Source organism: Klebsiella sp. 141203, from assembly GCF_032601985.1.
Lineage (GTDB): Bacteria > Pseudomonadota > Gammaproteobacteria > Enterobacterales > Enterobacteriaceae > Klebsiella > Klebsiella aerogenes.
The window spans coordinates 555,834-580,956 of record NZ_JAQIRL010000001.1; the positions used below are offsets into that span (position 1 = coordinate 555,834).

Annotated in this window: 25 protein-coding genes; 6 read left to right on the forward strand and 19 right to left on the reverse strand. The window is 57.5% G+C overall.

What is annotated here, in order from left to right:
* From PGR29_RS02755 to PGR29_RS02765, 3 genes are read left to right on the forward strand one after another with little or no spacing between them, the layout of a single operon-like run.
* Nucleotides 1-1,074 carry a cysteine protease StiP family protein gene (locus tag PGR29_RS02755; RefSeq protein ID WP_316424013.1) on the forward strand — a complete coding sequence of 358 codons (1,074 nt, stop codon included), beginning with the start codon at nucleotides 1-3 and terminating at the stop codon, nucleotides 1,072-1,074.
* On the forward strand, nucleotides 1,074-2,021 hold the full coding sequence (locus PGR29_RS02760) for an HpcH/HpaI aldolase/citrate lyase family protein (protein WP_113373230.1): 948 nt from the start codon (nucleotides 1,074-1,076) through the stop codon (nucleotides 2,019-2,021). The genes PGR29_RS02755 and PGR29_RS02760 overlap by 1 nt, the downstream gene beginning before the upstream one ends.
* Nucleotides 2,022-2,059: 38 nt before the next feature.
* Nucleotides 2,060-2,527 carry a tellurium resistance protein TerW gene (locus tag PGR29_RS02765; protein WP_316424014.1) on the forward strand — a complete coding sequence of 156 codons (468 nt, stop codon included), beginning with the start codon at nucleotides 2,060-2,062 and terminating at the stop codon, nucleotides 2,525-2,527.
* Nucleotides 2,528-2,721: 194 nt separating this feature from the next.
* Here PGR29_RS02765 and PGR29_RS02770 read toward each other — a convergent pair whose 3' ends face one another.
* The 16 genes from PGR29_RS02770 to paaA form a co-directional block, all read right to left on the reverse strand.
* Nucleotides 2,722-3,363, reverse strand: a complete 642-nt coding sequence (locus PGR29_RS02770) for a lysophospholipid acyltransferase family protein (RefSeq protein ID WP_410477025.1) — start codon at nucleotides 3,361-3,363, stop codon at nucleotides 2,722-2,724.
* 4 nt (nucleotides 3,364-3,367) lie between these two features.
* Nucleotides 3,368-4,285, reverse strand: a complete 918-nt coding sequence (locus PGR29_RS02775) for a phosphatidate cytidylyltransferase (protein ID WP_087859467.1) — start codon at nucleotides 4,283-4,285, stop codon at nucleotides 3,368-3,370.
* Nucleotides 4,282-4,884, reverse strand: a complete 603-nt coding sequence (locus PGR29_RS02780) for a CDP-alcohol phosphatidyltransferase family protein (RefSeq protein WP_087859466.1) — start codon at nucleotides 4,882-4,884, stop codon at nucleotides 4,282-4,284. Before PGR29_RS02780 ends, PGR29_RS02775 begins: the two co-directional genes overlap by 4 nt.
* Nucleotides 4,885-5,004: 120 nt before the next feature.
* Nucleotides 5,005-5,601 (reverse strand): phenylacetic acid degradation protein PaaY, encoded by a 597-nt coding sequence (gene paaY, locus PGR29_RS02785; RefSeq protein WP_113373226.1) that lies wholly within the window; start codon nucleotides 5,599-5,601, stop codon nucleotides 5,005-5,007.
* 9 nt (nucleotides 5,602-5,610) lie between these two features.
* Complete coding sequence (paaX, locus tag PGR29_RS02790) at nucleotides 5,611-6,537, reverse strand: phenylacetic acid degradation operon negative regulatory protein PaaX (RefSeq protein ID WP_026612287.1); 927 nt, start codon at nucleotides 6,535-6,537, stop codon at nucleotides 5,611-5,613.
* Between the two features lie 99 nt (nucleotides 6,538-6,636).
* Entirely contained in the window at nucleotides 6,637-7,953 is a 1,317-nt protein-coding gene (paaK, locus tag PGR29_RS02795; RefSeq protein ID WP_004224503.1) for a phenylacetate--CoA ligase PaaK, read from the reverse strand.
* 26 nt (nucleotides 7,954-7,979) lie between these two features.
* A complete protein-coding gene (gene pcaF / locus PGR29_RS02800) occupies nucleotides 7,980-9,185 on the reverse strand; it encodes a 3-oxoadipyl-CoA thiolase (protein ID WP_316424016.1) in 1,206 nt (401 codons plus the stop codon).
* Complete coding sequence (gene paaI / locus PGR29_RS02805; RefSeq protein WP_023279988.1) at nucleotides 9,185-9,607, reverse strand: hydroxyphenylacetyl-CoA thioesterase PaaI; 423 nt, start codon at nucleotides 9,605-9,607, stop codon at nucleotides 9,185-9,187. The genes pcaF and paaI overlap by 1 nt, the downstream gene beginning before the upstream one ends.
* Nucleotides 9,597-11,018 carry a 3-hydroxyacyl-CoA dehydrogenase gene (locus PGR29_RS02810; protein WP_316424017.1) on the reverse strand — a complete coding sequence of 474 codons (1,422 nt, stop codon included), beginning with the start codon at nucleotides 11,016-11,018 and terminating at the stop codon, nucleotides 9,597-9,599. Before PGR29_RS02810 ends, paaI begins: the two co-directional genes overlap by 11 nt.
* A 3-nt stretch (nucleotides 11,019-11,021) precedes the next feature.
* A complete protein-coding gene (gene paaG, locus PGR29_RS02815) occupies nucleotides 11,022-11,810 on the reverse strand; it encodes a 2-(1,2-epoxy-1,2-dihydrophenyl)acetyl-CoA isomerase PaaG (protein WP_316424018.1) in 789 nt (262 codons plus the stop codon).
* Between the two features lie 2 nt (nucleotides 11,811-11,812).
* Nucleotides 11,813-12,580, reverse strand: coding sequence for a 2,3-dehydroadipyl-CoA hydratase PaaF (paaF, locus tag PGR29_RS02820; protein ID WP_213316205.1), 768 nt, complete (start codon nucleotides 12,578-12,580; stop codon nucleotides 11,813-11,815).
* Nucleotides 12,577-13,647, reverse strand: coding sequence for a 1,2-phenylacetyl-CoA epoxidase subunit PaaE (gene paaE / locus PGR29_RS02825; protein ID WP_316424019.1), 1,071 nt, complete (start codon nucleotides 13,645-13,647; stop codon nucleotides 12,577-12,579). The genes paaF and paaE overlap by 4 nt, the downstream gene beginning before the upstream one ends.
* A gap of 7 nt (nucleotides 13,648-13,654) precedes the next feature.
* On the reverse strand, nucleotides 13,655-14,152 hold the full coding sequence (gene paaD, locus PGR29_RS02830) for a 1,2-phenylacetyl-CoA epoxidase subunit PaaD (RefSeq protein ID WP_308958708.1): 498 nt from the start codon (nucleotides 14,150-14,152) through the stop codon (nucleotides 13,655-13,657).
* 11 nt (nucleotides 14,153-14,163) lie between these two features.
* Complete coding sequence (gene paaC / locus PGR29_RS02835; RefSeq protein WP_316424020.1) at nucleotides 14,164-14,919, reverse strand: 1,2-phenylacetyl-CoA epoxidase subunit PaaC; 756 nt, start codon at nucleotides 14,917-14,919, stop codon at nucleotides 14,164-14,166.
* A gap of 7 nt (nucleotides 14,920-14,926) precedes the next feature.
* Nucleotides 14,927-15,214 carry a 1,2-phenylacetyl-CoA epoxidase subunit PaaB gene (paaB, locus tag PGR29_RS02840; protein WP_004224492.1) on the reverse strand — a complete coding sequence of 96 codons (288 nt, stop codon included), beginning with the start codon at nucleotides 15,212-15,214 and terminating at the stop codon, nucleotides 14,927-14,929.
* 11 nt (nucleotides 15,215-15,225) lie between these two features.
* Complete coding sequence (gene paaA / locus PGR29_RS02845) at nucleotides 15,226-16,155, reverse strand: 1,2-phenylacetyl-CoA epoxidase subunit PaaA (protein ID WP_025713674.1); 930 nt, start codon at nucleotides 16,153-16,155, stop codon at nucleotides 15,226-15,228.
* Between the two features lie 286 nt (nucleotides 16,156-16,441).
* On the opposite strand from paaA, the gene paaZ reads away from it, so the two are divergent.
* Together paaZ and tynA are read left to right on the forward strand one after the other, a co-directional pair.
* A complete protein-coding gene (gene paaZ / locus PGR29_RS02850) occupies nucleotides 16,442-18,487 on the forward strand; it encodes a phenylacetic acid degradation bifunctional protein PaaZ (protein ID WP_316424021.1) in 2,046 nt (681 codons plus the stop codon).
* A 183-nt stretch (nucleotides 18,488-18,670) separates the two neighbouring features.
* Nucleotides 18,671-20,938, forward strand: coding sequence for a primary-amine oxidase (gene tynA, locus PGR29_RS02855; RefSeq protein WP_316424022.1), 2,268 nt, complete (start codon nucleotides 18,671-18,673; stop codon nucleotides 20,936-20,938).
* Nucleotides 20,939-20,940: 2 nt separating this feature from the next.
* Here the strand turns inward: tynA and PGR29_RS02860 are convergent, their stop codons facing one another.
* Together PGR29_RS02860 and PGR29_RS02865 are read right to left on the reverse strand one after the other, a co-directional pair.
* Nucleotides 20,941-21,891, reverse strand: a complete 951-nt coding sequence (locus PGR29_RS02860; RefSeq protein ID WP_316424023.1) for a zinc-dependent alcohol dehydrogenase family protein — start codon at nucleotides 21,889-21,891, stop codon at nucleotides 20,941-20,943.
* A gap of 261 nt (nucleotides 21,892-22,152) precedes the next feature.
* A complete protein-coding gene (locus tag PGR29_RS02865; RefSeq protein WP_316424024.1) occupies nucleotides 22,153-23,652 on the reverse strand; it encodes an aldehyde dehydrogenase family protein in 1,500 nt (499 codons plus the stop codon).
* Between the two features lie 235 nt (nucleotides 23,653-23,887).
* On the opposite strand from PGR29_RS02865, the gene feaR reads away from it, so the two are divergent.
* On the forward strand, nucleotides 23,888-24,796 hold the full coding sequence (feaR, locus tag PGR29_RS02870; protein WP_087859454.1) for a transcriptional regulator FeaR: 909 nt from the start codon (nucleotides 23,888-23,890) through the stop codon (nucleotides 24,794-24,796).
* Here feaR and PGR29_RS02875 read toward each other — a convergent pair whose 3' ends face one another.
* Complete coding sequence (locus PGR29_RS02875) at nucleotides 24,797-25,120, reverse strand: YdbL family protein (protein ID WP_015366327.1); 324 nt, start codon at nucleotides 25,118-25,120, stop codon at nucleotides 24,797-24,799. It lies immediately after the preceding gene.
* Nucleotides 25,121-25,123: the final 3 nt, after the last annotated feature.

Below are 25,123 nucleotides of genomic sequence, written 5' to 3' on the forward strand. Positions count from 1 at the left end.
ATGCACGAGCTCCATCACTTTTCCGGCGCTTTTCCGCAAAATGACGTCCGCTTTCTACTCAGTCCGGTGAATATCGCCATGACGTCGGTTGATGAAAAAGAGGTGTTGATTCAATCGGGTAAAGCGCACTATTCCGACCTGCTCAGCCAGGAGCCCGCGCCAAGTCAGTGGCATCTTAATCTTTTTGCCAAGGCCCTGCAGCGTGAAACGCCACGTATGGCTAACGAGGTGCAGCAGCTCTGTCACACGCTCATCGCGCAGTTCACTGATACGCCTATCATACTGGTGAGTTTAGTGCGCGCGGGTGTGCCGCTAGGGGTGATGCTACAGCGTGCGCTGCGTGATGCGGGTAAAACGTCCTTCCACTACGGTATTAGCATCATTCGCGATCGCGGTATTGATAGCGCCGCGCTTGACTGGATTGAACACCGTCACGGCACGCAAGGTATCGTCTTTGTCGACGGATGGACCGGCAAAGGCGCCATTCGCTCGCAGCTGCAACGTTCGCTACATGGCCGTAAAGGCTACCCCGCCGATCCCAGACTGGTGGTGTTAGCCGATCCCTGCGGCTGCGCGTGGTTGTCCGCGTCCGACGATGACTGGTTAATCCCCTTCGGAATCATGGGCGCGCCGGTATCGGGTCTGATTTCTCGCTCTTTGTGGTCACCGGTCGGCTTTCACGGTTGTGTGCAATGCGATCATTTAGCTGATTTTGAATGCGGCCAGCTACTGGTTGATACCGTTGACAACTATCGACAGACGCTACTATCCGCCGCGCGGATTAAACCTGATTTAGCGCAGAAAGCCAGACTTCGACGCAAAAGCGAAACTGTAGTGCTCCACCTTGCTGAACGATATGCCGTCGACAATCTTAACCGCATCAAACCAGGCATCGCAGAAGCAACACGAGCGGTGCTTCGCAGGGTACCCGATCATGTTCTGGTGCGCGCCATTAACGATCCGGATGTTGCGCTACTGATTGCGTTAGCCCGCGATAAAGGTATTCACGTAAGCGAAGTTGGCGATGAAATCGGCCAATACCGTGCCGTCACTATTATCAAGAAGGTATTTTAATGAAAACACGTCTCTCGGCATGGAATCTGGGAGCGACCCTATACATGCCCGCCACGCGCCATGATATTGCCTCAACCATCATTGACGGCAAAATGAAAGGACTACGCTCATTAGTGATCTGTCTTGAGGATTCGGTTAGCGATAGCGATATCAACCACGCTCTGGTAAACCTCGAAAAGCTCTGTACACAGCTGGCCCATGCCAAAGCAACACAAGAGCACCGTCTCTGGCCGCTGGTATTTATTCGTCCACGACATCTAACCATGGCGAAACAACTAATCGAGAACTTTGATTTGACGGCCATTGACGGCATGGTCATACCCAAATTCACTCACCATTCACTGGCTGGCTGGTGGCGAGCGATCGGCAGCACTTCTCTGAGCATGATGCCAACGCTGGAAACCGAAGAGGTATTTGATTGCGAGAAAATGCGCCAACTTGCCGTAGAACTCAGCGCTCATCCCTGTCGAGCCCGGATAATCGCCTTGCGTATCGGTGGTAACGATCTCATGAATGTTATCTCGCTGCGTCGTTCGCGTAACCTGACGCTGTACGACGGGCCAATGGGATACGTTATCAAAATGCTGGTATCCGTTTTCTCTCCTTATCATTTCGCCCTTACCGCGCCGGTTTGCGAACATATCGATAGCCAGGAGATCATGGCGCGGGAACTGCAGCTGGATATGGCCCACGGGCTGGTCGGAAAAACAGCTATTCATCCCAATCAATTGCTGACGATTGAACGCGCGCTAATGGTCACACCCGGCGAACACGCTGATGCGCTACGGATCCTTAACTCCAGCCAGGCTGTGTTTAAATCTCAAGGGACAATGTGCGAACCGGCCACCCATCGCAACTGGGCTGCAGCCATCCTGGCCAGAGCAGCCCATTACGGCATCGTTAGCGAATTCGCCCAAGACGCTTTTGCCCAAGGGTCGATAAATTAACCGACACACTACACTATGGATAATGCGATGGCCTCAGGATGAGATTAAATAGTAAACAAGAGCGCATTTTTAAACTGGCGCTGATTCTCGGCAACGGGCAACCGGTCCCCTCAACGGAACTGCTGGAAAAGCTAGGTTGTTCGGATCCAACGTTATCAAGAACGCTAAAAACGTTGCGTGATACTTATGCGGCGGAAATAAAATACAGTAAAGCCGCCCATACCTATCAACTTGTCGCTAGTGGCTCCTTGACGAAGGAGATGATGGAGCGAATGGCAGAAGCGATCCGTGTCAATAGCGACCTGAAAATGCCGATAACTTCGGGTAAAGTCGTATTGAATAAGGATCAAAAAACGGCTATTTCGCTGTCGGTTAAACGCTCGGTGCTACGTAAACTGGACCGTCTGGCCCGCCTGGCGATGCTTACCCGTAGCGGCGCGGTAGAGATGCTGGCGCAAAAGTTTATTGATGAATTAATTGATTCATTTTACAACCAAAAGCGCTGATTATATCGTTCGCCGCCCTATGTCCGGGCGGCAACAAACATCTACTTGAGCTGTCACGCTATCAACCCCGTTATCTCAATTTAGCCACTCAATATCTGCAGTCAGGTAGCGCCGGAAATCGTACCGGCCAGCAACAGTAATATGAAGCCGTAACGTCGCGGGTGACAACGGTACGTTCTTACGCCACGCGGGGCTCAGCCATGCGGTTCTTCTCCATTAAAGGAAGCGCTGAGCAACAGTAACTGCCGCCCTATCTGGTCTTTAAACTGCTGTTTATCCGGATGGAAATATAACGGCTCGCCAATATTGACGTCGATGAACAGGGGTAAAGGAATGCGGTTGCCTTTAGCCATCACCCGTTCGGTACCTTTGAGCCCTATAGGGATAATAGCGACCTGCGGCAAACTTTGGCTGAGATACCAAAGCCCTGATTTTATCGGCGTTATCACTCCCGGTTGTCCGCGGGTACCTTCAGGAAAAAGGATCAGGATTTGTTCATCACGTAGCGCTTGTTCACAGGCCGCTAACGGATTTTTCCCCTGCCCGCGGCGCGCTACGGGAATAATATTCAGTACATTCGGGGTGAACCAGGCCAGCGCTTTATTACGTAAAAAATAGTCCGCCGCCGCCACTGGATGAACTTGTCTCTGCGTTCGCAACGAAAATAGCGCCAGCAGCGCGAACACATCCATATGGCTGTTATGATTAGCCACCACGATCGCCGGCCCCTTTTCCGGCAGGCGCTCACGATGTTTCACCCGCAGCCCTAGCCACAACCAGGCTAATGGCCAGATAACCACTATCGCAAACAGCATTCTAAAGCCATTTTTTAGCATCATGTCAGTAGCAGGAATAACGAATAAAATGGAAGAATACCGGTGCGGTAAAGATAAGAGAGTCCAGCCGGTCAAGAATGCCGCCGTGGCCCGGCAGCAAGGTACCGCTGTCTTTCACCCCAATATCGCGTTTCACCGCCGACATCACCACATCTCCGCAGAAACCCGCGCTGCCGATCATCGCGCCCGCCAATAACGACATCTGCCAGTTAAGCGGCGTCATTATCGGCCCCAGCAGCCATGCGGCCAGCGTGGTGCAGCCAATACCGCCAAGCAACCCGGCCAGGGTCTTATTTGGGCTCACGGTTGGCGTGATTTTGATCCGCCCCAATGATTTACCCCAAAGATACTGCGCAATGTCGTTGAATTCGGTTAAGCCCACCAGAAACAGCACCAGCAGCGCGCCGGTTTGCTGACCGTTGGTTGGCAACACCAGCAAAGAAGCCACGTGGCTAAAAGCGAAGACGGTGGTCATCAGCCCCCAATGGTGCTGCGCGGCGCTATGTAAAAACCCCCGTGTATCACCCGCCAGAACCATTCTCGCAGGCAGGAATAAAAAGGCGTACACCGGAATGAAAATGATATACAGACCGTACCAGCCAATACTGATTAGCCAATAGTTGATGGGGATGGCGATGAACATCCACAGTACGGGCATGCGGTCAGCCTGTCGGGAGGGCACCAGAGTCAAGAACTCTTTCAGCGCCATAAAGCTGACCAGCGCGAAAAAGGTCAGCGCCAACCAGCGCGGGCTGAGCAACGCCAGCGAAAAAAGGACGATAATCACCCACCAGGTGTGGATCCGTAAGGTCAACTCACGCCAGTTTTTCTCAGGCTTCCGCCAGCGCAGCAGACCATCCACCGCTGTCGCCAATAGCAATAGCAAAAAGATAACCGCCAGAGAACGCAGCAATAGCGTCATGCCCTGGCTCCGGGCAGAACGCTGGAACAGCGGTTGATAATGGTCCAGATAAGCAGCAAGGTAACGAGCCCCCACAGCATATTGCTCCATACCGCCACGTCCGGCCACAGGTTCAATGCTATCCCCCAACCGCCAAACACCATAGCGCGATCGCTTTTCCCCATCGGCCCGGCGTAACTACGTACGCCGCCAATCGCCTGCGTCAGCACTCCGGCAAACTCACTGAGAACCGTACAAAGCAGCATTGTTAACACCAGCGTCGGATGGCTACCGGGAAGCAATAAAAAAGGAAGATATAACGCAACATCGGAGATCACATCGCCAAATTCGTTGAGCACCGCGCCGAGTCGGGACTGCTGACGACACTCTCGGGCCAGCATGCCATCAAGCGCATTCAGCGCCATACGGATAAACAGAACGACTGGAAGTATCCAGTAAAGAGTGTAATGCGGAAAGATCGCCAGGACTAAGCCGGTCAGAACGGATAATAACAAGGCGGCGAGCGTCACCTGATTGGCGGTGACCGCTCGCTTCGCCAACCAGAACATGATTGGCCGCAGCAGCGCCTGAAACGCAGGCTTCACGCTGTAAAGCGTCATTGTCAATCCTCGATAAAGTCAAAGGACCATATTGCGCTTAGCCGCTGCGTGACAAAAGACGGCAAAGTAAAATTCAGAATCCGTTAATATTCAACAAGCTAATAAAAAAATTAATAACATTCAGCTCGACGATTTTGGCCGCAGGTTTTCGTCAAATTCCAGACGCTTGCGCCCGGCCTCCATCTCTTTTAATGGCTCCACCTGATGTAGCGTCTGCTTACAGCGTTCGACCAGCACCTGGTATTCACGGGTACCGTGTTTTTTCCACTCCAGCTCCTGTTCGCTCAGCGTACGAATCGCTTTTGCCGGGCTGCCGATAATTAAATGGTTAGCGGGCATTTCCGCTTTCGCTTTTACGAAAGCAGAAGCGCCGACAATACTATTTTCGCCAATTACCGCCCCGTCGATAATCACCGCGCTCATTCCCACCAGCGCGTTGCGGCCAATCACACAGCCATGCAGGATGGCGCCGTGGCCGATGTGACCGTCCTCTTCCACCACGGTATCCTGACCGGGGAAGCCGTGCATGACGCAGTTATCCTGAATATTGGCTCCGTCTTTTACTACAATACGGCCAAAATCGCCGCGCAGGCTGGCATTAGGCCCAACATAGACCCCTTTTCCCAGGATCACGTCGCCAATGAGTACCGCCGTCGGATGAACATAGCTCTCATCCGGCACCACTGGCGTCAGCCCATCAATCTGATAAATCGGCATGCAATCTCCTTAGACGCCCGGCAAACCGCCAAAGCGTTGAAAATAAAGCGGTCCCGGCGCGGGAAGCTCGCCAACCGAGCTTTCACCTTTCTCGCCGACAAACGCCAGCGCGCCGGGGGTCACGCGTTGATAAATATTGATGCACAGCTGCCGCGCGGTTTGCCCGGCCCAGTGTGCGGGAAGCAGCTCTTCCGGCAGCAGCGGGTCTTTAAGCACCACCCGGCGATAGAAATGGATAAGGAGCAGTTGGATCTGGAAACAGCGCTCCGGCGTCAATTCTGACGGTTCGCTGTCGCGCAGCAGCGGCAGTAACGGTCGGAACAATGCGATAAACGCCTCGTACATCTCATTTTGTTCGGTGAGATGCCAGCACTCTTCTACGCGGTCGCGCAGCGCCGCCCTTGAGAGCGCCAGCGGCGAATGGGCTTCAAAACAGATGACGTTTTCGGCAACGCCCGCTTCATGTAGCAGCGATTGGACATCGGCCAGTTTTTGCGACGGCGAGGCCAGCAGGCTCGGCGCCAGCGCGCCAAATCCCTGCCATAACAGTTGCTTTTTGACTTCCGCCAGAACCGTTTTTTCTAACCCTTCCGACAATAGCAGCAGCCAGGTTCCGTCCCATTCCGGGGCATTCGCCCGATAGATTTTATGTTCCGCGCGCCGGGTCAGACGTAGTCCTTTATCGCTCAGGCGATAGAAGCTACGCCGGCCGATACGCACGACGTCGAGCCACTCTTCTTTATTGAGGCGAAATAGCGCGGTGCGAACAAAGCGCTCGCCAAATCCTAATCCTTCCAGCAGCGCCGCGACGCTACCCAGCCACACTTCCCCACCGCGTTGTAATAAGGCGTCGCCATACAGCGAGGCAATCAATGACGTGCCGCTTATCGGCATCGCCGTCACCGCTTGTTGAATAAAGGCGTCGAGTTTACTCATCTGATTCATTCTGTTGTTATATTTTTCCTTTATGAATCATAGCACAGGAAATTCCCGGCTTACGGCGTAAAGGCCTCAGCCGGGCTACCGGGGAGAGAATTAACCGCTGACCACCGCTTTACGCAGGTCGAATACCCGACAGGCTTTCCCTTCAGAGCGCGGAATGCTGCCGCAGTTGACGATAGTAATGTCAGTAGAGATCCCGACCATCGACTTAATACGGTGACGCAACTGATGGCAAATCTGGCAGCGTTGTTCATGACTTAACGCCAGCCCGCTCTCTTTCAGCTCAACGCGTACCGCCAGCGAATCAAGATGACCGCGGCGATTGACCTCTAACTGATAGTGCGGCGCCAGGTGTTCAAACTTGAGGATCTCCTCTTCCAACTGCGAGGGGAAGACGTTAACCCCGCGGATAATTAGCATATCGTCGCTGCGTCCACTGATGCGATCCATGCGGCGCATGGTCCGCGCGGTTCCCGGCAGCAGGCGCGTCAGGTCGCGGGTACGATAGCGGATCACCGGCAGCGCTTCTTTGGTCAACGTGGTAAACAACAGTTCGCCATGCTCGCCATCCTCCAGCGGCGTACCGTCGTCCGGGTTGACGATTTCCGGGAAGAAGTGGTCTTCCCAGATGGTCGGGCCATCAACGGTTTCCAGACACTCCATCGCCACCCCCGGCCCCATCACCTCTGACAGACCGTAAATATCCAGCGCGGTGATCCCCAGGCGGCGCTCGATTTCCGCGCGCATCGCCAGCGTCCACGGCTCGGCGCCAAACACGCCGACCCGCAATGAACAGCCGCGGGCATCGCCGCCCATCTGGCGTTCCAGCTCTTCAATCAGATTCAGGCAGTAGGACGGCGTCACCATGATCATATCCGGCTGGAAGTCGCGGATCAGCTGCGCCTGTTTTTCGGTCTGTCCGCCGGACATCGGGATCACCGTCGCGCCTAAACGCTCCGCGCCGTAGTGCGCGCCAAGGCCGCCGGTAAACAGGCCGTAGCCGTAGGCGACGTGAATTTTATCTTTCGCTGAACCTCCTGCCGCACGCAGCGAACGGGCGACAATATTGGCCCAGTTATCAATATCGTTTTGCGTATAACCTACCACCGTCGGTTTGCCGGTGGTGCCGGAAGAGGCGTGAATGCGCACCACCTGCTCCATCGGCACCGCAAAGGTATCGAAGGGATAGTTGTCGCGCAGATCTTGTTTAGTGGTACAGGGGAATTTTTTCAGATCGTTTAATTCCCGAAAATCGTCAGGGTGCACGCCGGCGGCGTCGAATTTGCGGCGATACATCGGCACATTTTCATACGCATGCTTGAGCGTCCATTTCAGGCGCTGGGTTTGCAGGGCCTGCAGTTCATCACGCGATGCGGTTTCAATCGGATCTAATTTTGTAGTAGTTATCATTGTAGGGTACTCGCAGGTAAATTAGCTCACACTCGCTCGAGGATCATGGCAATGCCCTGACCCACGCCAATACACATCGTACACAGCGCATAACGTCCGCCCCGGCGTTGCAGCTCAAGGCTGGCGCTGAGCGCCAGCCGCGCGCCGCTCATGCCCAGCGGATGGCCTAACGCGATGGCGCCGCCGTTGGGGTTCACGTGCGCCGCATCATCCGGCACGCCGAGTTGTCTGAGCACCCCCAGCGCCTGCGCGGCGAAGGCCTCATTCAGCTCAATCAGGTCCATATCGTTAATATTGAGCCCGGCTCGCTCCAGCACTTTACGCACTGCCGGTACCGGCCCCAGGCCCATCAGGCGCGGCTCAACACCCGCCGTCGCCATCGCCACAATACGCGCGCGCGGCGTGAGCCCCTGTACGCTGGCCTGCTGTTCACTGGCGATAATCAGCGCCGCTGCGCCATCGTTAACGCCGGATGCATTTCCAGCCGTAATGACTCCGCCTTTCCGGAACGGCGCTTTTAATAGCGCGAGTTGCTCAAGCGTGGTTTCCGGTCGAAGATGCTCATCATCGCGTACCGCGCTGACCGCTCCTTTCTTGCCGATGATCTGCACCGGCACGATTTCCTGCGCCAGAATGCCGTCGCGTTGGGCCTGCGCCGTGCGCTGTTGGCTGCGCCAGGCGAAAGCGTCCTGATCGGCCCGGCTAATATTTAACAATTCAGCTACATTCTCTGCCGTTTCCGGCATGCTGTCAGTTCCGAATTGTTGCGCCATGAGCGGGTTCACAAAACGCCAGCCAATCGTGGTATCAAAGAGTTCCGCCTGACGCTGGTACGGCGTGCTGGCTTTTCCCATCACGAATGGCGCGCGCGACATCGATTCGACGCCGCCGGCAATCAACAGATCGGCATCGCCGGCTTTGATCGCCCTGGCGGCAAAACCGATTGCATCCAGACCCGATCCGCACAAGCGGTTAATCGTGGTGCCCGGTACGGTATGCGGATAACCGGCCAATAGCGTCGCCATGTGCGCCACGTTGCGGTTATCTTCACCGGCCTGGTTAGCACAACCGAAAATCACATCATCAATCGCTGCCGGGTCGAGCCCGGGGTTACGGCTTAGCAGCTCACGCAGCGGGATCGCCGCCAGATCGTCGGCGCGGACGCCGGCCAGCGCTCCGCCGTAGCGGCCAATCGGCGTGCGGATCCCGTCACAAATAAAGGCGTCGCGCATTACACTTCTCCCGTGATTGTGCCGCCGATGCGGTGCGATTTGCCGCGGAACAGGGCCACAATCTTTTGCTGTTGATTAACAATTTCGATGTCGTAGACGCCGGTCAGCTTGCCCTGCTGTTTGACTCTGGCGGTGGCGACCAGCCTGTCGCCGGCAAACGCCGGACGAAGAAAATCAATGCTCGCCGCCGAGGCCACCGCCGCCAGCCCCTGGCTGTTACAGGCGTAAGCGAAAGCGGTATCGGCAAGCGTAAATAGTTGACCGCCGTGACAGGTTTGATGGCCGTTAAGCATGTCCGCCGAGACGGTCATGCTCATCTGCGCAAAACCGTCGTCCATTTCGATAAGTTCGATCCCCATCTTTCTGGCGCAGGTATCTTTTTCGTACATCACGCGCGCGTTTCGCCACGGATCATTGCTCATGGTGCTTCTCCATCAGCGCCTTCTGGCGCAACAGGGAACTGGGGCGATAGCGCTCCTCGCCATAATGGTGTTGCAGGTTCTCCAGCAGTTGCAGCACCCGCCGCCAGCCAAGGCTTTCTCCCCACGCCAGCGGGCCTCGCGGATAGTTGACGCCAAGGCGCATCGCGGTATCGATGTCTTGCGGGCTGGCGACCCCTTTTTGCACCGCATCCAGCGCTTCGTTAATCAGCATCGCCACCGTGCGCCACACTAGCAGGCCGGGATAATCGGCAATACGCAGGACTTTCTTGCCCTGCCGTTGGAAGTAATGCACGGCCTTATCAGTGGCCGCAGGCGCGTTGGTGGCCGCTGCGGCCAGCACCACCGTATCGCTGGCGCACAGGTCATACACCACCACCGGGCGTTTATGCTTAAGGCTCAGCGCCAATGCCGTTTCGCCTTCGGTCTCCAACAATAAGAGTTCATCGAGTTCTGTGACACTGTCACTTACAACCGTAATAGATTGAACACCACTAGATACCGGCGGCAGCGCCGCGTCCGGCTGCGTCTCGGCGGGCCAGCGATAGACGCCGTGGCCGCTCTTTTTACCCAATCGCCCGGCCAGCGCCAGCTCTTGCTGTAGTAGCGATGGTAGGTAGCGGCGGTCCTGCCAGAAGGCGTTAAACACCGAACAGGTCACGGCGAAGTTGACGTCCTGGCCAATCAGGTCAGTCAATGCCAGCGGTCCCATCGGAAAACCGCCGCCGTCACGCAAAGCGGCATCGATAACCTCAGGGGCGGCAACCTGCTCTTCCAGCGCGCGCCAGGCCTCGGCGTAGAAGGGACGCGCTACGCGGTTAACGATAAAACCGGGCGTTGAGCGGCAGCGCACCGGCTGTTTCCCCCAGCCGCTTACGCACTGGCACAGCTGCTCTACCACCTCATCAGACGTCTCGAGCCCACTCACTACCTCGACCAGTTTCATCACCGGCGCCGGATTAAAAAAGTGCAGCCCGGCCACCCGCTCCGGGTTTTTGACCCCGGCGGCGATGGCGGTAATCGAAATAGACGAGGTATTACTGGTCAACAGCGTTGACGGCGCGCATATCTCCGCCAGCTGTGCGAACAGCGCCGTTTTGACCTCCAGCCGTTCAGAGGCCGCTTCAATTACTAAATCTGCGTCGGCAAGCGCGGATAAATCGTGGGCCGGATGCAGGCGCGCCAGCAACGCATTGGCCTGCTCTGAGGCCAGTTTGCCGCGCTCGACACGTGATGCCAGACGCCTGGCAATGCCGTCGATCGCCTGGGCGATCGCGGTTGCATTAATATCGAAAATAAGCACCGGATGTCCGGCGGCAGCGGCCACTTCGGCAATACCGGCCCCCATGGTGCCGCTGCCAATCACCGCCACGGTAGCTAAGGATGTTGTCATGGCCTATTTCCCGCTGAACTGTGGTGGCCGTTTGGCCAGAAACGCGCTGACCCCTTCGCGGTAATCATCGCTGCGCCCGGCCAGGCGCTGATAATCGCGCTCAAGATCCAGTTGCGCATCGAGACTGTTGGTTTCAGAAGCCATCAGCGCCTTTTTAATCAGCCCAAGACCAAACGTCGGTTGCGCCGCCAGATGGCGCGCCAGCTGCAGACTGGTATCGGCCAGTTCTGAATCGTCCACCAGTTGCCAGATAATCCCCCACTGTGCGGCCTGTTCCGCGCTGAGGCTATCGCCCAACAGCGCCAGCCCCATCGCGCGCGCACGGCCGGCCACCCGCGGCAGGAACCAGCTGCCGCCGCAGTCCGGCACCAGGCCGAGCTTGCTGAACGCCATCACAAATTTGGCTGAACGCGCGGCCAGCACGATATCGCAGCCCAGCGCCAGGGTAGCGCCCGCGCCGGCGGCAACGCCGTTGACCGCGCAGATAACCGGCTTCGGCAGCGCCGCCAGACGGCGTACCAGCGGGTTATAAAAACGTTCTACCGACAGGCCGAGATCCGGCGGCGGGCCGCTGGGGTCGACATTGCGGTCGTTCAAATCCTGGCCGGCGCAAAAGCCGCGACCAGCGCCGGTGATCAGCAAGCAGCGCACGCCGTCATCACGCTCGGCCTGCTTCAGACATTCCGCCAGCTGTTGATGCATCAGATCGTTAAAACTGTTGAGGCGGTCCGGGCGATTGAGGGTAATGGTCATGACGCCCTGTTCCACTGCGCTGAGAATGAAAGCTTCCACGATTAGCGTCCTTTAAATTCCGGTGTACGTTTTTGTAAGAAGGCGTCGATGCCTTCGCGACGGTCCTCGGTGGCGCTCAGCAGACTAAACAGCTGGCGCTCCTGTTGCAGACCGGCCTGCAGGCTGACTTCCTGCGACAGGCGCAGCGACTGTTTTGCCGCCCGTAGCGCCAGCGGCGAATGGCTGGCAATGGTGGTTGCCAGTTTCAGGGCATACTCATCGGTTAACGCCGCCGGATGGATATCGCTAACCAGCCCGGCCTGCTGCGCCTGGCGGGCGTCAATACTCTCACCGCTCAGCACCATCCGACTGGCCAACGCCTTGCCAACGCTGCGGATCAGACGCTGGGTGCCGCCCGCGCCCGGCATAATGCCGAGGGTAATTTCCGGCAGGCCAAAGCGGGCATTGTCACCGGCAACAATCAGGTCACACAGCAGGGCCAACTCGCAGCCGGCGCCAAGCGCGTAGCCGTTGACCGAGGCGATGAGCGGTTTAGTAAAGGCATCGATTCGCGCCCATAACCGCGGGCGAATATCATCAAGGGTGGCAGGCAGATCTTTTTCCGCCATCTCGTTGAGATCGGCCCCGGCGGCGAAAAAACGCGCGTTACCGCTGACAACGCATACGCCGACGCTGTCATCAATTGACGCCGCCTCCAGCACCTCGGCAATCTGGGTTAAGAGGGCATTGTTCAGCGCGTTGCGGGCCTGCGGGCGGTTCAGCGTCAGCTGTAACACCCGGCCATGACGGTGGATCAGCAGGTCACTCATGCCATCCCCCGCGCGTCAAAGTCGACCACCACATCGCCGCTGGTTGGCAGCGACTGGCAGCTCAGCACGTAACCCGCCGCCAGCTCGTCCGCTTCCAGGCTGTAATTGGCGGCCATCGCCACTTCACCGCGTAGCACTTTGCATTTACAGGTAGCGCATACCCCGCCCTTACAGGCGAACGGCAGATCGGCGCCCTGACGCAATGCGGCATCCAGGATGCTGTCGTCTTCGGCGCTGAGGGCGATAAGCCGATCGCGCCCATCCTGGCGGATGGTCACCGTGCGCCCTTCCGCCTGCACACCGGCAGCGCGCTTCACATTGCCGCCTGGCGTATTGAAGCGTTCGAGATGAATGGACTTCTCCGGCACGCCAAGTTCGCGCAGCGTCGTTTCCGCCTCATCCATCATCACCGCCGGACCGCAGATAAAGGCCTCGTCGAAACGGCTAAAATCCAGCAGATGGTCAGCGAGCTGGCGCAGTTTGTCGCCGTCAATGCGGCCCTGTAGCAGATCGCTGTCCATCGACTCCTGGCTAAACAGATGTATCACCTGCAGGCGCTGCGGATAGCGGTCTTTTAAATCGGCCAGCGCCTGGCGGAACATCATGCTATGGCTGCTGCGGTTACCGTAGATCAGCGTGAAGCGGCTTTGCGGCTCGGTCGCCAACGTCGCGCTAATGATCGCCATCATCGGCGTGATCCCGGAACCGGCGGCAATCGCCAGATATTCACCCTGCCGTTCAGCCTGCGGTTGATAACCGAAATGCCCCTGCGGCACCATCACCTCCAGCTCCATACCCTGCTGGATATCGTGCTGGGCGTAACGCGAGAAGCGCCCGCCGTCGATGGCTTTGACCGCGACGCTAATTTCCCCTGGCGTGCGGCTGCGACAAATGGAGTAACAGCGGCGCAGTTCTTCGCCGCCCAGACGGGCTTTTAGCGTCAGATGCTGGCCCGGGCGAAAACAGTATTCCGCCTGCAGGGCTTGCGGAATCGCAAAAGTGATGGTCACCGCATCGCGGGTTTCCGGCTCGACTCTCGCCACCTTAAGCGAATGGAACGTCGTCATGGCAACCTCAAATACATTTAAAGTAATCAAAAGGTTCGCGGCAGCTGTCGCAGCGATACAGCGCTTTACAGGCCGTGGAACCGAATTCGCTAATCAGCGAGGTATGGGTGCTGCCGCAGCGCGGACAGCTCACCTCAGCGGGCATGTCCGCATGGCAGGCGTGCCCCTGGGGCGGGCTGATGCCGTACTGGCGCAGGCGCTCGCGGGCATCCTGATTCATCCAGTCGGTGGTCCACGGCGGATCCAGCTGCAGGACGATATGTACCGGCACAAAGCCATGCTCGCTCATGACCGTACGGATCTCGCCCAGCAGATGCTCCGTCGCCGGACAGCCCGAATAGGTCGGGGTAAAGCCAATCACCCAGCCGTCGCCGTGGCGCGCGACGCTGCGCACCATTCCGAGGTCGGTGATGGTGAGTACCGGCACTTCCGGATCCGGGATCGCACTTAATAATCCCCAGATGGTGCGAACCTCTGCAGGAGCGATATCGGCAAGACGTTGCATAGTCACCTCACTTACCACTGCACTCTAGGATGCGAACGCTGCAGATACTGCATCTCCGCCAGCAGCGGGCCGAGATGTTCACTGTGCAGCCCCTGTTTGCCGCCGCTGCGGAAGGCAGCTTCCTGCGGGATCTGTAGCCCAGAGTCAAGCAGCGCGGTTTGCACAATGCTCTGCCATTCGGCCTGCAGTTCACGCGGATCAACCGCAATACCCTGCTCAACCAGGCTGAGCTCCACTTCATCAGCCAGGAACAGTTCGCCGGTGAAGCGCCACAGATTGTCGACCGCCTGCTGCATTTTGCGGTTTGATATCTCGGTGCCGTTACCCAGTCGCTCCAGCCAGCCGCGGCTAAAACGCTGGTGGTAACGCACCTCTTTCAGCCCTTTAGCGGCAATGGCCGCCAGCTGCGTATCGCGGCTGTTCACCAGGCGGCTGAACAGGGCGACGTGCCAGACGTCGATAAAGAACTGGCGGGCGATAGTGTCGGCAAAATTGCCGTTTGGCTGCTCCACCAGCAGCAGGTTGCTGAACTGGCGCTCATCGCGGCCAAAGGCCAGCGTATCTTCGTCGCCGCAGCCGTTAAGCTCGGCGGCATAGCTTAAAAAATTGCGCGCCTGGCCGAGCAGGTCGAGGCCGATGTTGGCCAGCGCAAGATCGATCTCGAGCTCGGGCGCATGGCCGCACCAGGCGCCTAAACGCTGGGCCAGAACCAGACCATTGTCGCCAAGGCGCAGGGCGTAGGTGGCTACGGGGTTAAGGTTATTCATCGCCGCCTCACATATGTTCCATGCCGTCCGGCACGGTATAGAAAGTCGGATGACGGTAGACTTTGCTTTCCGCCGGGTCGAAGAATTCGCCGCGTTCTTCCGGCTGCGAAGCAACGATTTCGCTGGCCTTCACCACCCAAATTGAGCAGCCTTCGCTGCGGCGGGTGTAGGCATCGCGGGCATTCTCCAACGCCATTTGATCATCGGCAGCGTGCAGACTGCCGACGTGACGATGGGATAACCCCTGTTTGCTGCGAACGAACACTTCATATAACGGCCAGTAAACTTTGCTCATGTTGTCTCTCCTCATGCCGCGCTGCGGGCCTGCTGTTTTTGCGCATGGGCCAGTGCGGCTTCGCGCACCCATTCGCCCTCTTCCCAGGCCTTACGCTTGGCGGCAAGCCGCTCGTGGTTGCAAATGCCACGGCCGCTAATCACCTCGTTAAATTCCTGCCAGTCGATTTCGCCGAAGCGGTAGTGGCCGCTGGCTTCATCAAAGCGCAAATCCGGGTCCGGTACGGTCATACCGAGGATCTCTACCTGCGGCACGGTGTTATCGACGAAGCGCTGACGTAGCTCGTCGTTGGAGTGCAGTTTGATTTTCCACGCCATGCTACGGGCGCTGTTCGGCGAGTTGTCATCGTTAGGGCCAAACATCATCAGCGCCGGCCACCAGAAGCGGTTAATAGCGTCCTGCAGCATCTGCCGCTGTGCGTCATTGCCCTGCGCCAGCGCCATGCAGGCTTCAAATCCCTGGCGCTGGTGAAAACTCTCTTCTTTGCAGATTTTGACCATCGCCCGGGCATAGGGGCCGTAGGAGGTCCGGCACAGCGCCACCTGGTTGACGATGGCCGCGCCATCGACCAGCCAGCCGATCACGCCGATATCCGCCCAGCTGAGGGTCGGGTAGTTAAAAATGGAGGAATATTTCATCTGCCCGTCGAGCATTTTCTGATACAGGTCTTCCCGGGCGCAGCCCAGCGTTTCCGCGGCGCTATAGAGATACAGCCCGTGTCCAGCCTCATCCTGTACCTTAGCCAGCAGGATCGCTTTGCGGCGCAGTGTCGGCGCGCGGGTGATCCAGTTGCCTTCCGGCAGCATGCCGACAATTTCCGAGTGCGCGTGTTGACCTATCTGACGAATCAAGGTCTTACGATAGGCATCCGGCATCCAGTCCTGCGGTTCGATGGCCGTTTCCTGCGCGATGCGCTGGTCAAAGCGTTGTTCTTCTGTCACGTCATCACCTTTATGATTCCGATATTCACAGCAAAAAAATTTATGTGAATCACTTTGTTTATTGAAGGTTACATATTGGTTAAATAAAACCACAAATTTTGTTTGTTCTTTTTGTGATAGCAACCGCAAAACCTTTTATAAACAGCAAATAAATCAGAAACATAAACACAACCCCTGATTAACCACCGATCACAATGTTAATAAATTATTAAATTCGGACTTGATTTTTATGATTCATAAAAGAACTATTTATAGATAACACACGTAACATATTTGGAGATTTGCGATGCAGCAGTTAGCCAGCTACTTATCCGGCGCCTGGCAAACCGGCCGGGGCCGCGCCCGTACTATCCATCACGCCATTACCGGCGCGGCGCTTTGGGAGGTGACCAGTGAAGGCCTGGATATGGCGCAGGCGCGCCGCTTCGCGATTGAACGCGGTGGCAAAGCCCTGCAGGCGATGACCTTTATTGAACGCAGCGCGATGCTGAAAGCGGTAGCGAAACGGTTGCTGGAGCAGAAAGACGAGTTCTACGCCATCTCCGCGCAAACCGGCGCCACTCGCGCCGACAGTTGGGTGGATATCGAAGGCGGCATCGGTACCCTTTTCACCTATGCAGGGCTCGGTAGCCGCGAACTGCCGGACGATATTCTGTGGCCGGAAGACGAGCTGATCCCGCTCTCCAAACAGGGCGGTTTTGCCGCGCGTCATGTGCTGACATCAAAATCAGGTGTCGCCGTCCATATCAACGCCTTCAACTTCCCCTGCTGGGGAATGCTGGAAAAACTGGCGCCGACCTGGCTTGCCGGCATGCCAGCTATCATTAAGCCCGCCACCGCTACCGCCCAGCTCACCCTGGCAATGGTGAAAGCGATTGTCGACAGCGGCCTGGTGCCGGAAGGTGCCATCAGCCTGATTTGCGGCGGCGCGGGCGATCTTCTCGACCATCTCGATAGCCAGGACGTAGTGACCTTTACCGGCTCAGCAGCCACCGGCCAGCAGCTACGGACTCACCCTAACCTGGTGGCCAAATCTATTCCCTTTACCATGGAAGCAGATTCGCTCAACTGCTGCGTATTAGGCGAAGACGTCACGCCGGAGCAACCGGAATTCGCGCTGTTTATTCGGGAAGTGGTCCGCGAGATGACGGCGAAAGCCGGGCAAAAATGTACCGCTATCCGCAGAATCATTGTGCCACTGGCTCAGATTAATGCGGTTAGCGATGCACTGATCTCCCGCCTGCATAAAGTAACCGTCGGTGACCCTGCGCAGGAGGGCATTAAGATGGGGGCCCTGGTTAACAGCGAACAGCGTCAGGATGTGCAGGATAACGTCAATAAACTGATTGCCGCCGGCTGCGAAGCGCTGCTCGGCGGACAGGCAGATCTTAACGCTGATGGCGCGTTCTTCCCGCCGACCCTGCTGTACTGCCCACAGCCGGATGAAACGCCAGCGGTTCACGCCATTGAAGCCTTTGGCCCGGTGGCGACGCTGATGCCGTATCGCGACCGCCAGCATGCGCTCACGCTGGCACGCGCCGGTGGCGGTAGCCTGGCTGGTACGCTGGTCACCGCCAGCGGCGAGCTGGCGCGCGAGTTTATCCTTGGCGCCGCGCGCGCGCATGGCCGTATTCAGATTCTGAACGAAGCATCCTCCGCGGAGTCCACTGGTCACGGTTCGCCGCTGCCGCAGCTGGTACACGGCGGCCCCGGCCGTGCTGGCGGCGGAGAAGAGCTCGGCGGACTGCGTTCGGTGAAACACTATATGCAGCGTACCGCGATTCAGGGCAGCCCAACGATGCTGGCGACCATAAGCCAGCAGTGGGTGCGCGGCGCTCAGGTGAATGAAGACCGCATTCACCCGTTCCGTAAATACTTCGAAGAGATCCAACCTGGCGATAGCCTATTAACCCCGCGCCGAACGCTGACCGAAGCGGATATCGTTAATTTCGCCTGCCTGAGCGGCGATCATTTCTACGCGCACATGGACAAAATCGCCGCCGCCGAGTCGATTTTCGGCGAACGGGTGGTCCACGGCTATTTCCTGATTTCAGCTGCGGCCGGGCTGTTTGTTGATGCCGGCGTCGGGCCGGTTATCGCCAACTACGGCATGGAAAACCTGCGCTTTATTGAGCCGGTCAAACCGGGAGACACCATTCAGGTTCGTCTGACCTGTAAGCGGAAAACGGTCAAACGTCAGCGCAGCGCCGATGAAAAAGCCACCGGTGTGGTGGAATGGGCAGTCGAGATTTTCAACCAGCATCAGCAGGCGGTGGCGCTGTATTCCATTCTTACCCTGGTGGCGCGCCAGCAGGGAGACTTCCCGGCGTAGTCAACACGCAGGTACCACGCGCTTAATGCCTCTACGGAGGCATTTTTTACGTCCGTCTGGCAAAACTGACAAACAAGCTGGCAAAAGCAAACAAACGTTCGCGTGCGGCAGACTGCTAGGGTAAGCGTAACAAAGCCGACATTCGCAGCGGCAACAACAACACAACAATAAGATGAGGTCACAATGGCAAACGGATTGATGTTTTCCCCACGTAAAACCGCGCTGGCGCTGGCCGTCGCGGTGGTTTGCGCCTGGCAATCACCGGTCTTCGCTCACGGTAGCGAAGCGCACATGGTGCCGTTGGATAAAACGCTGCAGGAATTCGGCGCCGATGTGCAGTGGGATGACTATGCGCAAATGTTTACCCTGATAAAAGACGGCGCTTACGTCAAAGTAAAGCCCGGCGCCAAAACGGCGATCGTCAACGGTAAACCCCTTGATCTACAGGTGCCGGTGGTAATGAAGGAGGGTAAAGCCTGGGTCTCCGATACCTTTATCAACGATGTGTTCCAGTCCGGTCTCGATCAGACCTTCCAGGTCGAAAAGCGCCCTCACCCGTTAAACTCGCTCTCGGCGGCGGAAATCAGTGACGCAGTGACCATTGTTAAAGCCGCGCCGGAGTTTCAGCCAAATACCCGCTTCACTGAGATTTCGCTGCACGAGCCGGATAAAGCGGCGGTATGGGCCTTTGCCCTGCAGGGAACGCCCGTTGATGCCCCGCGCACCGCCGATGTGGTGATGCTCGATGGCAAACATGTCATTGAAGCCGTCGTCGATCTGCAGAACAAAAAAATCCTCTCATGGACGCCGATTAAAGGCGCCCACGGGATGGTGCTGCTCGATGACTTCGTCAGCGTGCAGAACATCATCAATGCCAGCAGCGAATTCGCTGAGGTGCTGAAAAAGCACGGTATTACCGATCCCAGTAAAGTGGTCACCACCCCGCTCACCGTCGGCTACTTTGATGGCAAAGATGGCCTGCAGCAGGATGCGCGTCTGCTGAAAGTCGTCAGTTATCTCGATACCGGCGACGGCAACTACTGGGCGCACCCGATTGAAAACCTGGTGGCGGTGGTCGACCTTGAAGCGAAGAAAATCATCAAAATTGAAGAAGGCCCGGTGATCCCGGTCCCAATGGAACCCCGTCCTTATGATGGTCGCGACCGCAACGCCCCGGCGGTGAAACCGCTGGATATTACCGAACCGGAAGGCAAAAACTACACGATCACCGGCGATACCATTCACTGGCGGAACTGGGATTTTCATCTGCGCCTGAACTCGCGCGTCGGGCCCATTCTCTCGACGGTGACTTACAACGATAACGGCACAAAACGCCAGGTAATGTATGAAGGTTCCCTCGGCGGGATGATCGTCCCCTACGGCGACCCTGACGTCGGCTGGTATTTCAAAGCCTATCTGGACTCCGGCGATTACGGCATGGGCACCCTAACATCGCCGATTGTTCGCGGTAAAGATGCGCCGTCAAATGCGGTACTGCTGGATGAAACTATCGCCGATTACACCGGCAAACCGACCACTATTCCAGGCGCGGTCGCCATATTCGAACGCTATGCCGGGCCGGAATATAAGCATCTGGAAATGGGCAAACCTAACGTCAGCACCGAGCGCCGGGAACTGGTGGTGCGCTGGATCAGTACCGTCGGGAACTATGATTATATCTTTGACTGGGTGTTCCATGACAACGGCACCATCGGTATCGATGCCGGCGCCACCGGCATTGAAGCGGTGAAAGGCGTGATGGCGAAGACCATGCACGACCCCAGCGCCAAAGAGGATACCCGCTACGGGACGCTGATCGACCATAATATTGTCGGCACCACCCACCAGCATATTTATAATTTCCGCCTCGATCTTGACGTGGACGGCGAAAACAACACACTGGTGGCGATGGATCCTGAAGTGAAGCCAAACACCGCCGGCGGCCCGCGCACCAGCACCATGCAGGTGAATCAATACACAATCGATAGCGAGCAGAAAGCGGCGCAGAAATTCGACCCTGGCACTATCCGCCTGCTGAGCAACACCAGCAAAGAGAACCGCATGGGTAACCCGGTCTCTTACCAGATTATCCCTTATGCCGGCGGCACGCACCCGGCGGCGACTGGCGCCAAGTTCGCCCCGGACGAGTGGATATATCATCGTCTGAGCTTTATGGATAAACAGCTGTGGGTGACGCGTTACCACCCGACAGAGCGTTATCCGGAAGGGAAATATCCCAACCGTTCCGCCCAGGATACCGGCTTAGGGCAGTACGCGAAGGATGATGAGTCGCTGACAAACCACGACGACGTCGTGTGGATTACCACCGGCACCACTCACGTCGCGCGCGCCGAAGAGTGGCCGATCATGCCGACCGAATGGGCGCATGCGTTGCTCAAGCCGTGGAACTTCTTTGACGAAACCCCAACCCTTGGCGAGAAGAAAAAGTAATCTTAACCCGCGGTGAAATCGAGCAGGATTTTACCGCCTCTTCCCGGCTGGCCTGCGGCGGCAATCGCCTCACGCCAGTCGCACAGCTTTATCACCTGCGCCGCGGGCTGCGCCGTGGTCGGCAGCTGTCGCCAGATCCCGGCAAACGCCGCCTGCCACGCATCAACGCTGAGTGTCGGTAAGGCCTCCCGCAGATGAAATTTGCGTACCGATGCGCTGCCTCGCGTCTGGATGAGCGGTTTACCGGATAACAAGCCATAAGAGACCAGCGTTGACGACACCGGCAGTACCGCCAGCAGAAAATTCGCCAGCTCACCGCCCACCGCGTCAAACACCAGAACGCTGTACTGACTGACTTGTTCAATCAGCGCCCTGTCGCCTTCGAGTAGCGGATAGACGCCATATTGCTGCAAGCGCGGGATGTGCTGCGGCGAGCGAATAATACCGCTGACCGATCGCGCCCCCATGGCGAGCGCCCATTGCGCCAGCAAACTGGCGCAGGACGATGAAGCAGCGGTCAAAAGCACATGCTTTCCCGCTACCGGCCAGCGCGTGAGCATCAGCATCGCGGTCAGCGGATTGATATAGCCGCGCGCGGCCACGATGTCATCGATGTCTTCAGCGACCGGCACCAGCCAGCGCGGATCAATATCAAGATAACGCTGCCAGGTTCCGGCGCCGCGTAGCGGTAGGACCCGCTGCCCCAGTCGTGGACGCCCACTTGTCGAGTCTTCAATCACCACCCCAACGCCTTCATAGCCCGCCACCGATGGCAGCGTCGTACGATGGCGGTAAGCGCCGGTAATGGGGATCAGATCGGAAGGGTTGACCGGCGCATAGCGCATTTGTACCCGAACAAGTCCGGGCTCCAGCGGCGGCAACGACAGGTGATGCAGCGCGAGCACCGTTTCCGGCGCGCCGTACTGCTGATAGCAAAGCGCATCATTCCACATAGCGGGGCAACATCAGAAAAAAAAGAGCGCCGATCATAGCAAATCAGCGCTCAGGGGGAAGAGGTATGTCCAACCACCGGGGAGTTTCCCGGAGGCGGCGCATTGCGCCTTCTCCGGGCTACCAAATCGCACAATGCTGTAGCCCCGGTAAGCGATAGCGCCACCGGGGAGTTTACCGCAGGCGGCACATGGCGCCTTCTCCGGGCTACCAAACCCCACCACGCTGTAGGTCGGATAAGCGTAGCGCCATCCGACAAAAAATCAGTAGCGCACGCACACCGATTTGGTTTCGCACCAGTCGTCCAGCCAGTCCGGGCCAAAATCGCGCCCGGTACCTGACTGCTTCATTCCGCCGAACGGCAGGTTGGCATCAATCAGCGTATGGCTGTTAACCCATACCGTACCGGCCTGCAGGCGATCGGTATAGTTCAGCGCCTGAGTCAGGTCGCGGGTCCAGACGCTAGCGGTAAGACCGAAATCGCTGTCGTTGGCTAAACGTAGCGCCTCTTCGCCATCGGCGACGCGCACCAGGTTTACCACCGGGCCGAACACCTCTTCGCGATTCAGGCGCAGCCCGGCATCCGGATTAATCACCAGCGTCGGCGCAATATAAAAACCGTTGCCATTTGGCCCAACGTTACCGCTAATCAGCTCGGCGTTTTGTTGACGCGCTTCATCCAGATAAGCGGCAACTTTGGCGCAGTGCGCCTGCGACACCACCGGGTTAATCTGCGTCGTTTCAACCATTCCCGGCCCCACCTGCAGCGACTTAACCGCCTGCTCAAAGCCTGCCACCAGGTTATCAAACAGCGGCGCTTCGATATAGATCCGCGAACTGGCGGCGCATACCTGCCCCTGATTGAGGAAACTTCCGGTCATCAACCCTTCAATCACCCACTGCGGATCGGCATCTTTCAGTACGATGGCCGGGTTTTTGCCGCCGAGTTCAAGGGTTACGCGGGTCAGACGGTCAGCTGCCGCGCGGGCAATCTGTTTGCCGGTGGCGGTCGAACCGGTGAAGCTCACTTTCGCTACCTGCGGATGGGTAGTTAAGGCCGCCCCGCACTCGGCGCCGCTGCCGGTGACAACGTTAAAGACGCCATCCGGGATCCCGGCTTCCGTTGCCAGCTCCGCTACCCGTAGCAACGTTAACGGCGTCGTCTCGGAGGGTTTAATCACAATGGAACAGCCGGAAGCCAGCGCCGGCATCACTTTCCACATGCCGATCATCAGCGGGAAGTTCCACGGAACAATCCCCGCCACTACCCCAACCGGCTCTTTACGGGTCCACGCCTGATAGCGCGCGCCTTCCGGGAACGGAATGGAAACGTCCAGCGTACGGCCGCTGATTTTGGTGGTCAGCCCGGCGGTGTAGCGCATCCAGTTGAGGGTGCAACCGACTTCAAACGCGCGCGAAATATTGATCGACTTCCCCTGTTCAAGGGTTTCGAGCTGCGCCAGCTCTTCACCATGCTGTTCCACCAGATCGGCGAAACGCAGCAGGATCCGCTCGCGGTCGGCCGGCGTGCGCCCGGCCCAGCTACGGGCGACAAAAGCGCGCCAGGCGGACATCACCGCGCGGTCAACGTCGGCGGCATTAGCATCTGCCGTAGTGGCAATCGCCTGGCCGGTGGCCGGGTCCCAGACGGTTAAGCGTTTTTCACTCTGCGCCGCCTGCTGGTTGCCATCAATATATAAGCCATGCTGTCTATCGAGAAACTGCTGTACGCTGGCGAGCAGCGCGACCTGTGATGTGGACATGCGACTTCCTTATTGTTCGCGGATAGTGAACACAGTCTAGGATGGGTCAGCCATTTGCGCTTTTTTCTCTGTGACAATCGTTGTTGCCGCTGTGACAGGTCCCGCAATTAAGCACCCAGAAAGGCGGTGAAATGTGCCGCAGGTAATAGTTCTTTCATATACTCCACGCTGCGCTCTTGCCACTCACGGCATAAATGCAACAATGCAGAAACATTATTTTTACAAGGTGCAGACGATGGCGACGGTAGAAAGCGGGCAGGACTATCAGCGTTGGTTAGCAAAGATTAATCAAGTGTGCGGCCATTTTGCCGCTCGTCCGCTGGGCGACGAATTCCATGGCGAGATTGATGCAAGCTATACCGGTAGTCTCAAAGTCAGTACCGTCACCGCCCGCGGCGTCAATCTTTACCGCACCCGTAACGAAATCAAACGCGACAACGACGCCTGGTTCTATACCGTTTTTCAGCTCGACGGCCAGGCGGCAATCGAGCAGGACGAGCGCCAGGTGGTGCTCGAGGCCGGCGATATCACGCTCATTGATGCTTCTCGTCCCTGCTCTATCTTCTGGCAACACACGTCAAAACAGGCTTCGCTGCTGCTGCCTCGCCAGCTCGTGGAAAGCCAGCTGCACGGCAGCGACATCAGCATCGCCACCCGGCTGAATAAAACGCTGCCGATGGTCCAACTTAGCCAGCGGCTGCTGCAAGAAAGCATGCGCAGCCCGGCGCTCTCAGAAAGCGAAGGCGAAGCGGCGCTGGAGGCCATCGTCTGTCTGCTGCGACCGATGCTACAGCAGCAAGAAGCGCCGCCGACGCGCCGCGACAAGCAATTTCAAAAAATTATGGCGTTGATTGATGAGTCGATACAGTCGGAACAGCTGCGTCCGGAGTGGTTGGCCGGGGAAACCGGCATGTCGGTACGCAGCCTGTACCGCCTGTTTGCCGATAAGGGTCTGGTGGTCGCGCAGTATATTAAAAACCGGCGTCTTGACCTGTGCGCCCGGGCGTTACAAAACGCGCACGATGAAGAGAAACTGGCGGGAATTGGCTACAGTTGGGGATTTAGCGACCATAGCCATTTTTCAACGGCGTTTAAGCAGCGCTTCGGCGTGTCGCCCGGCGAATACCGCAAGCGCTATCGTTAACTATTTGCGCAGCCATTTGCCGTTAATACCCTGCACATATTCCCCCGGCTGCGCCCGGGCGACCAGCTTCTGCCCGGCCATTTTCGCTACTTCATCCACCGGCAGGTTATTGTCATCCGCCAGTTGCTGATAACTTTCGCTGCGCGCGGCATTAATCTGTTTAACTAACGCCAACGTCTGCGCATCCTGTTTCAGCGGCGCCAGATAGCCGTTCAGCGTTTCTCCTACTCGCCCCTGCGCCCGCGCCTCATTCAAGGTCAGCGCCAGCGCCGGGCTACTCAACAGCATTAACGCCAGGGTGGCAGTCAGCAGTCGTTTTCTCATCAT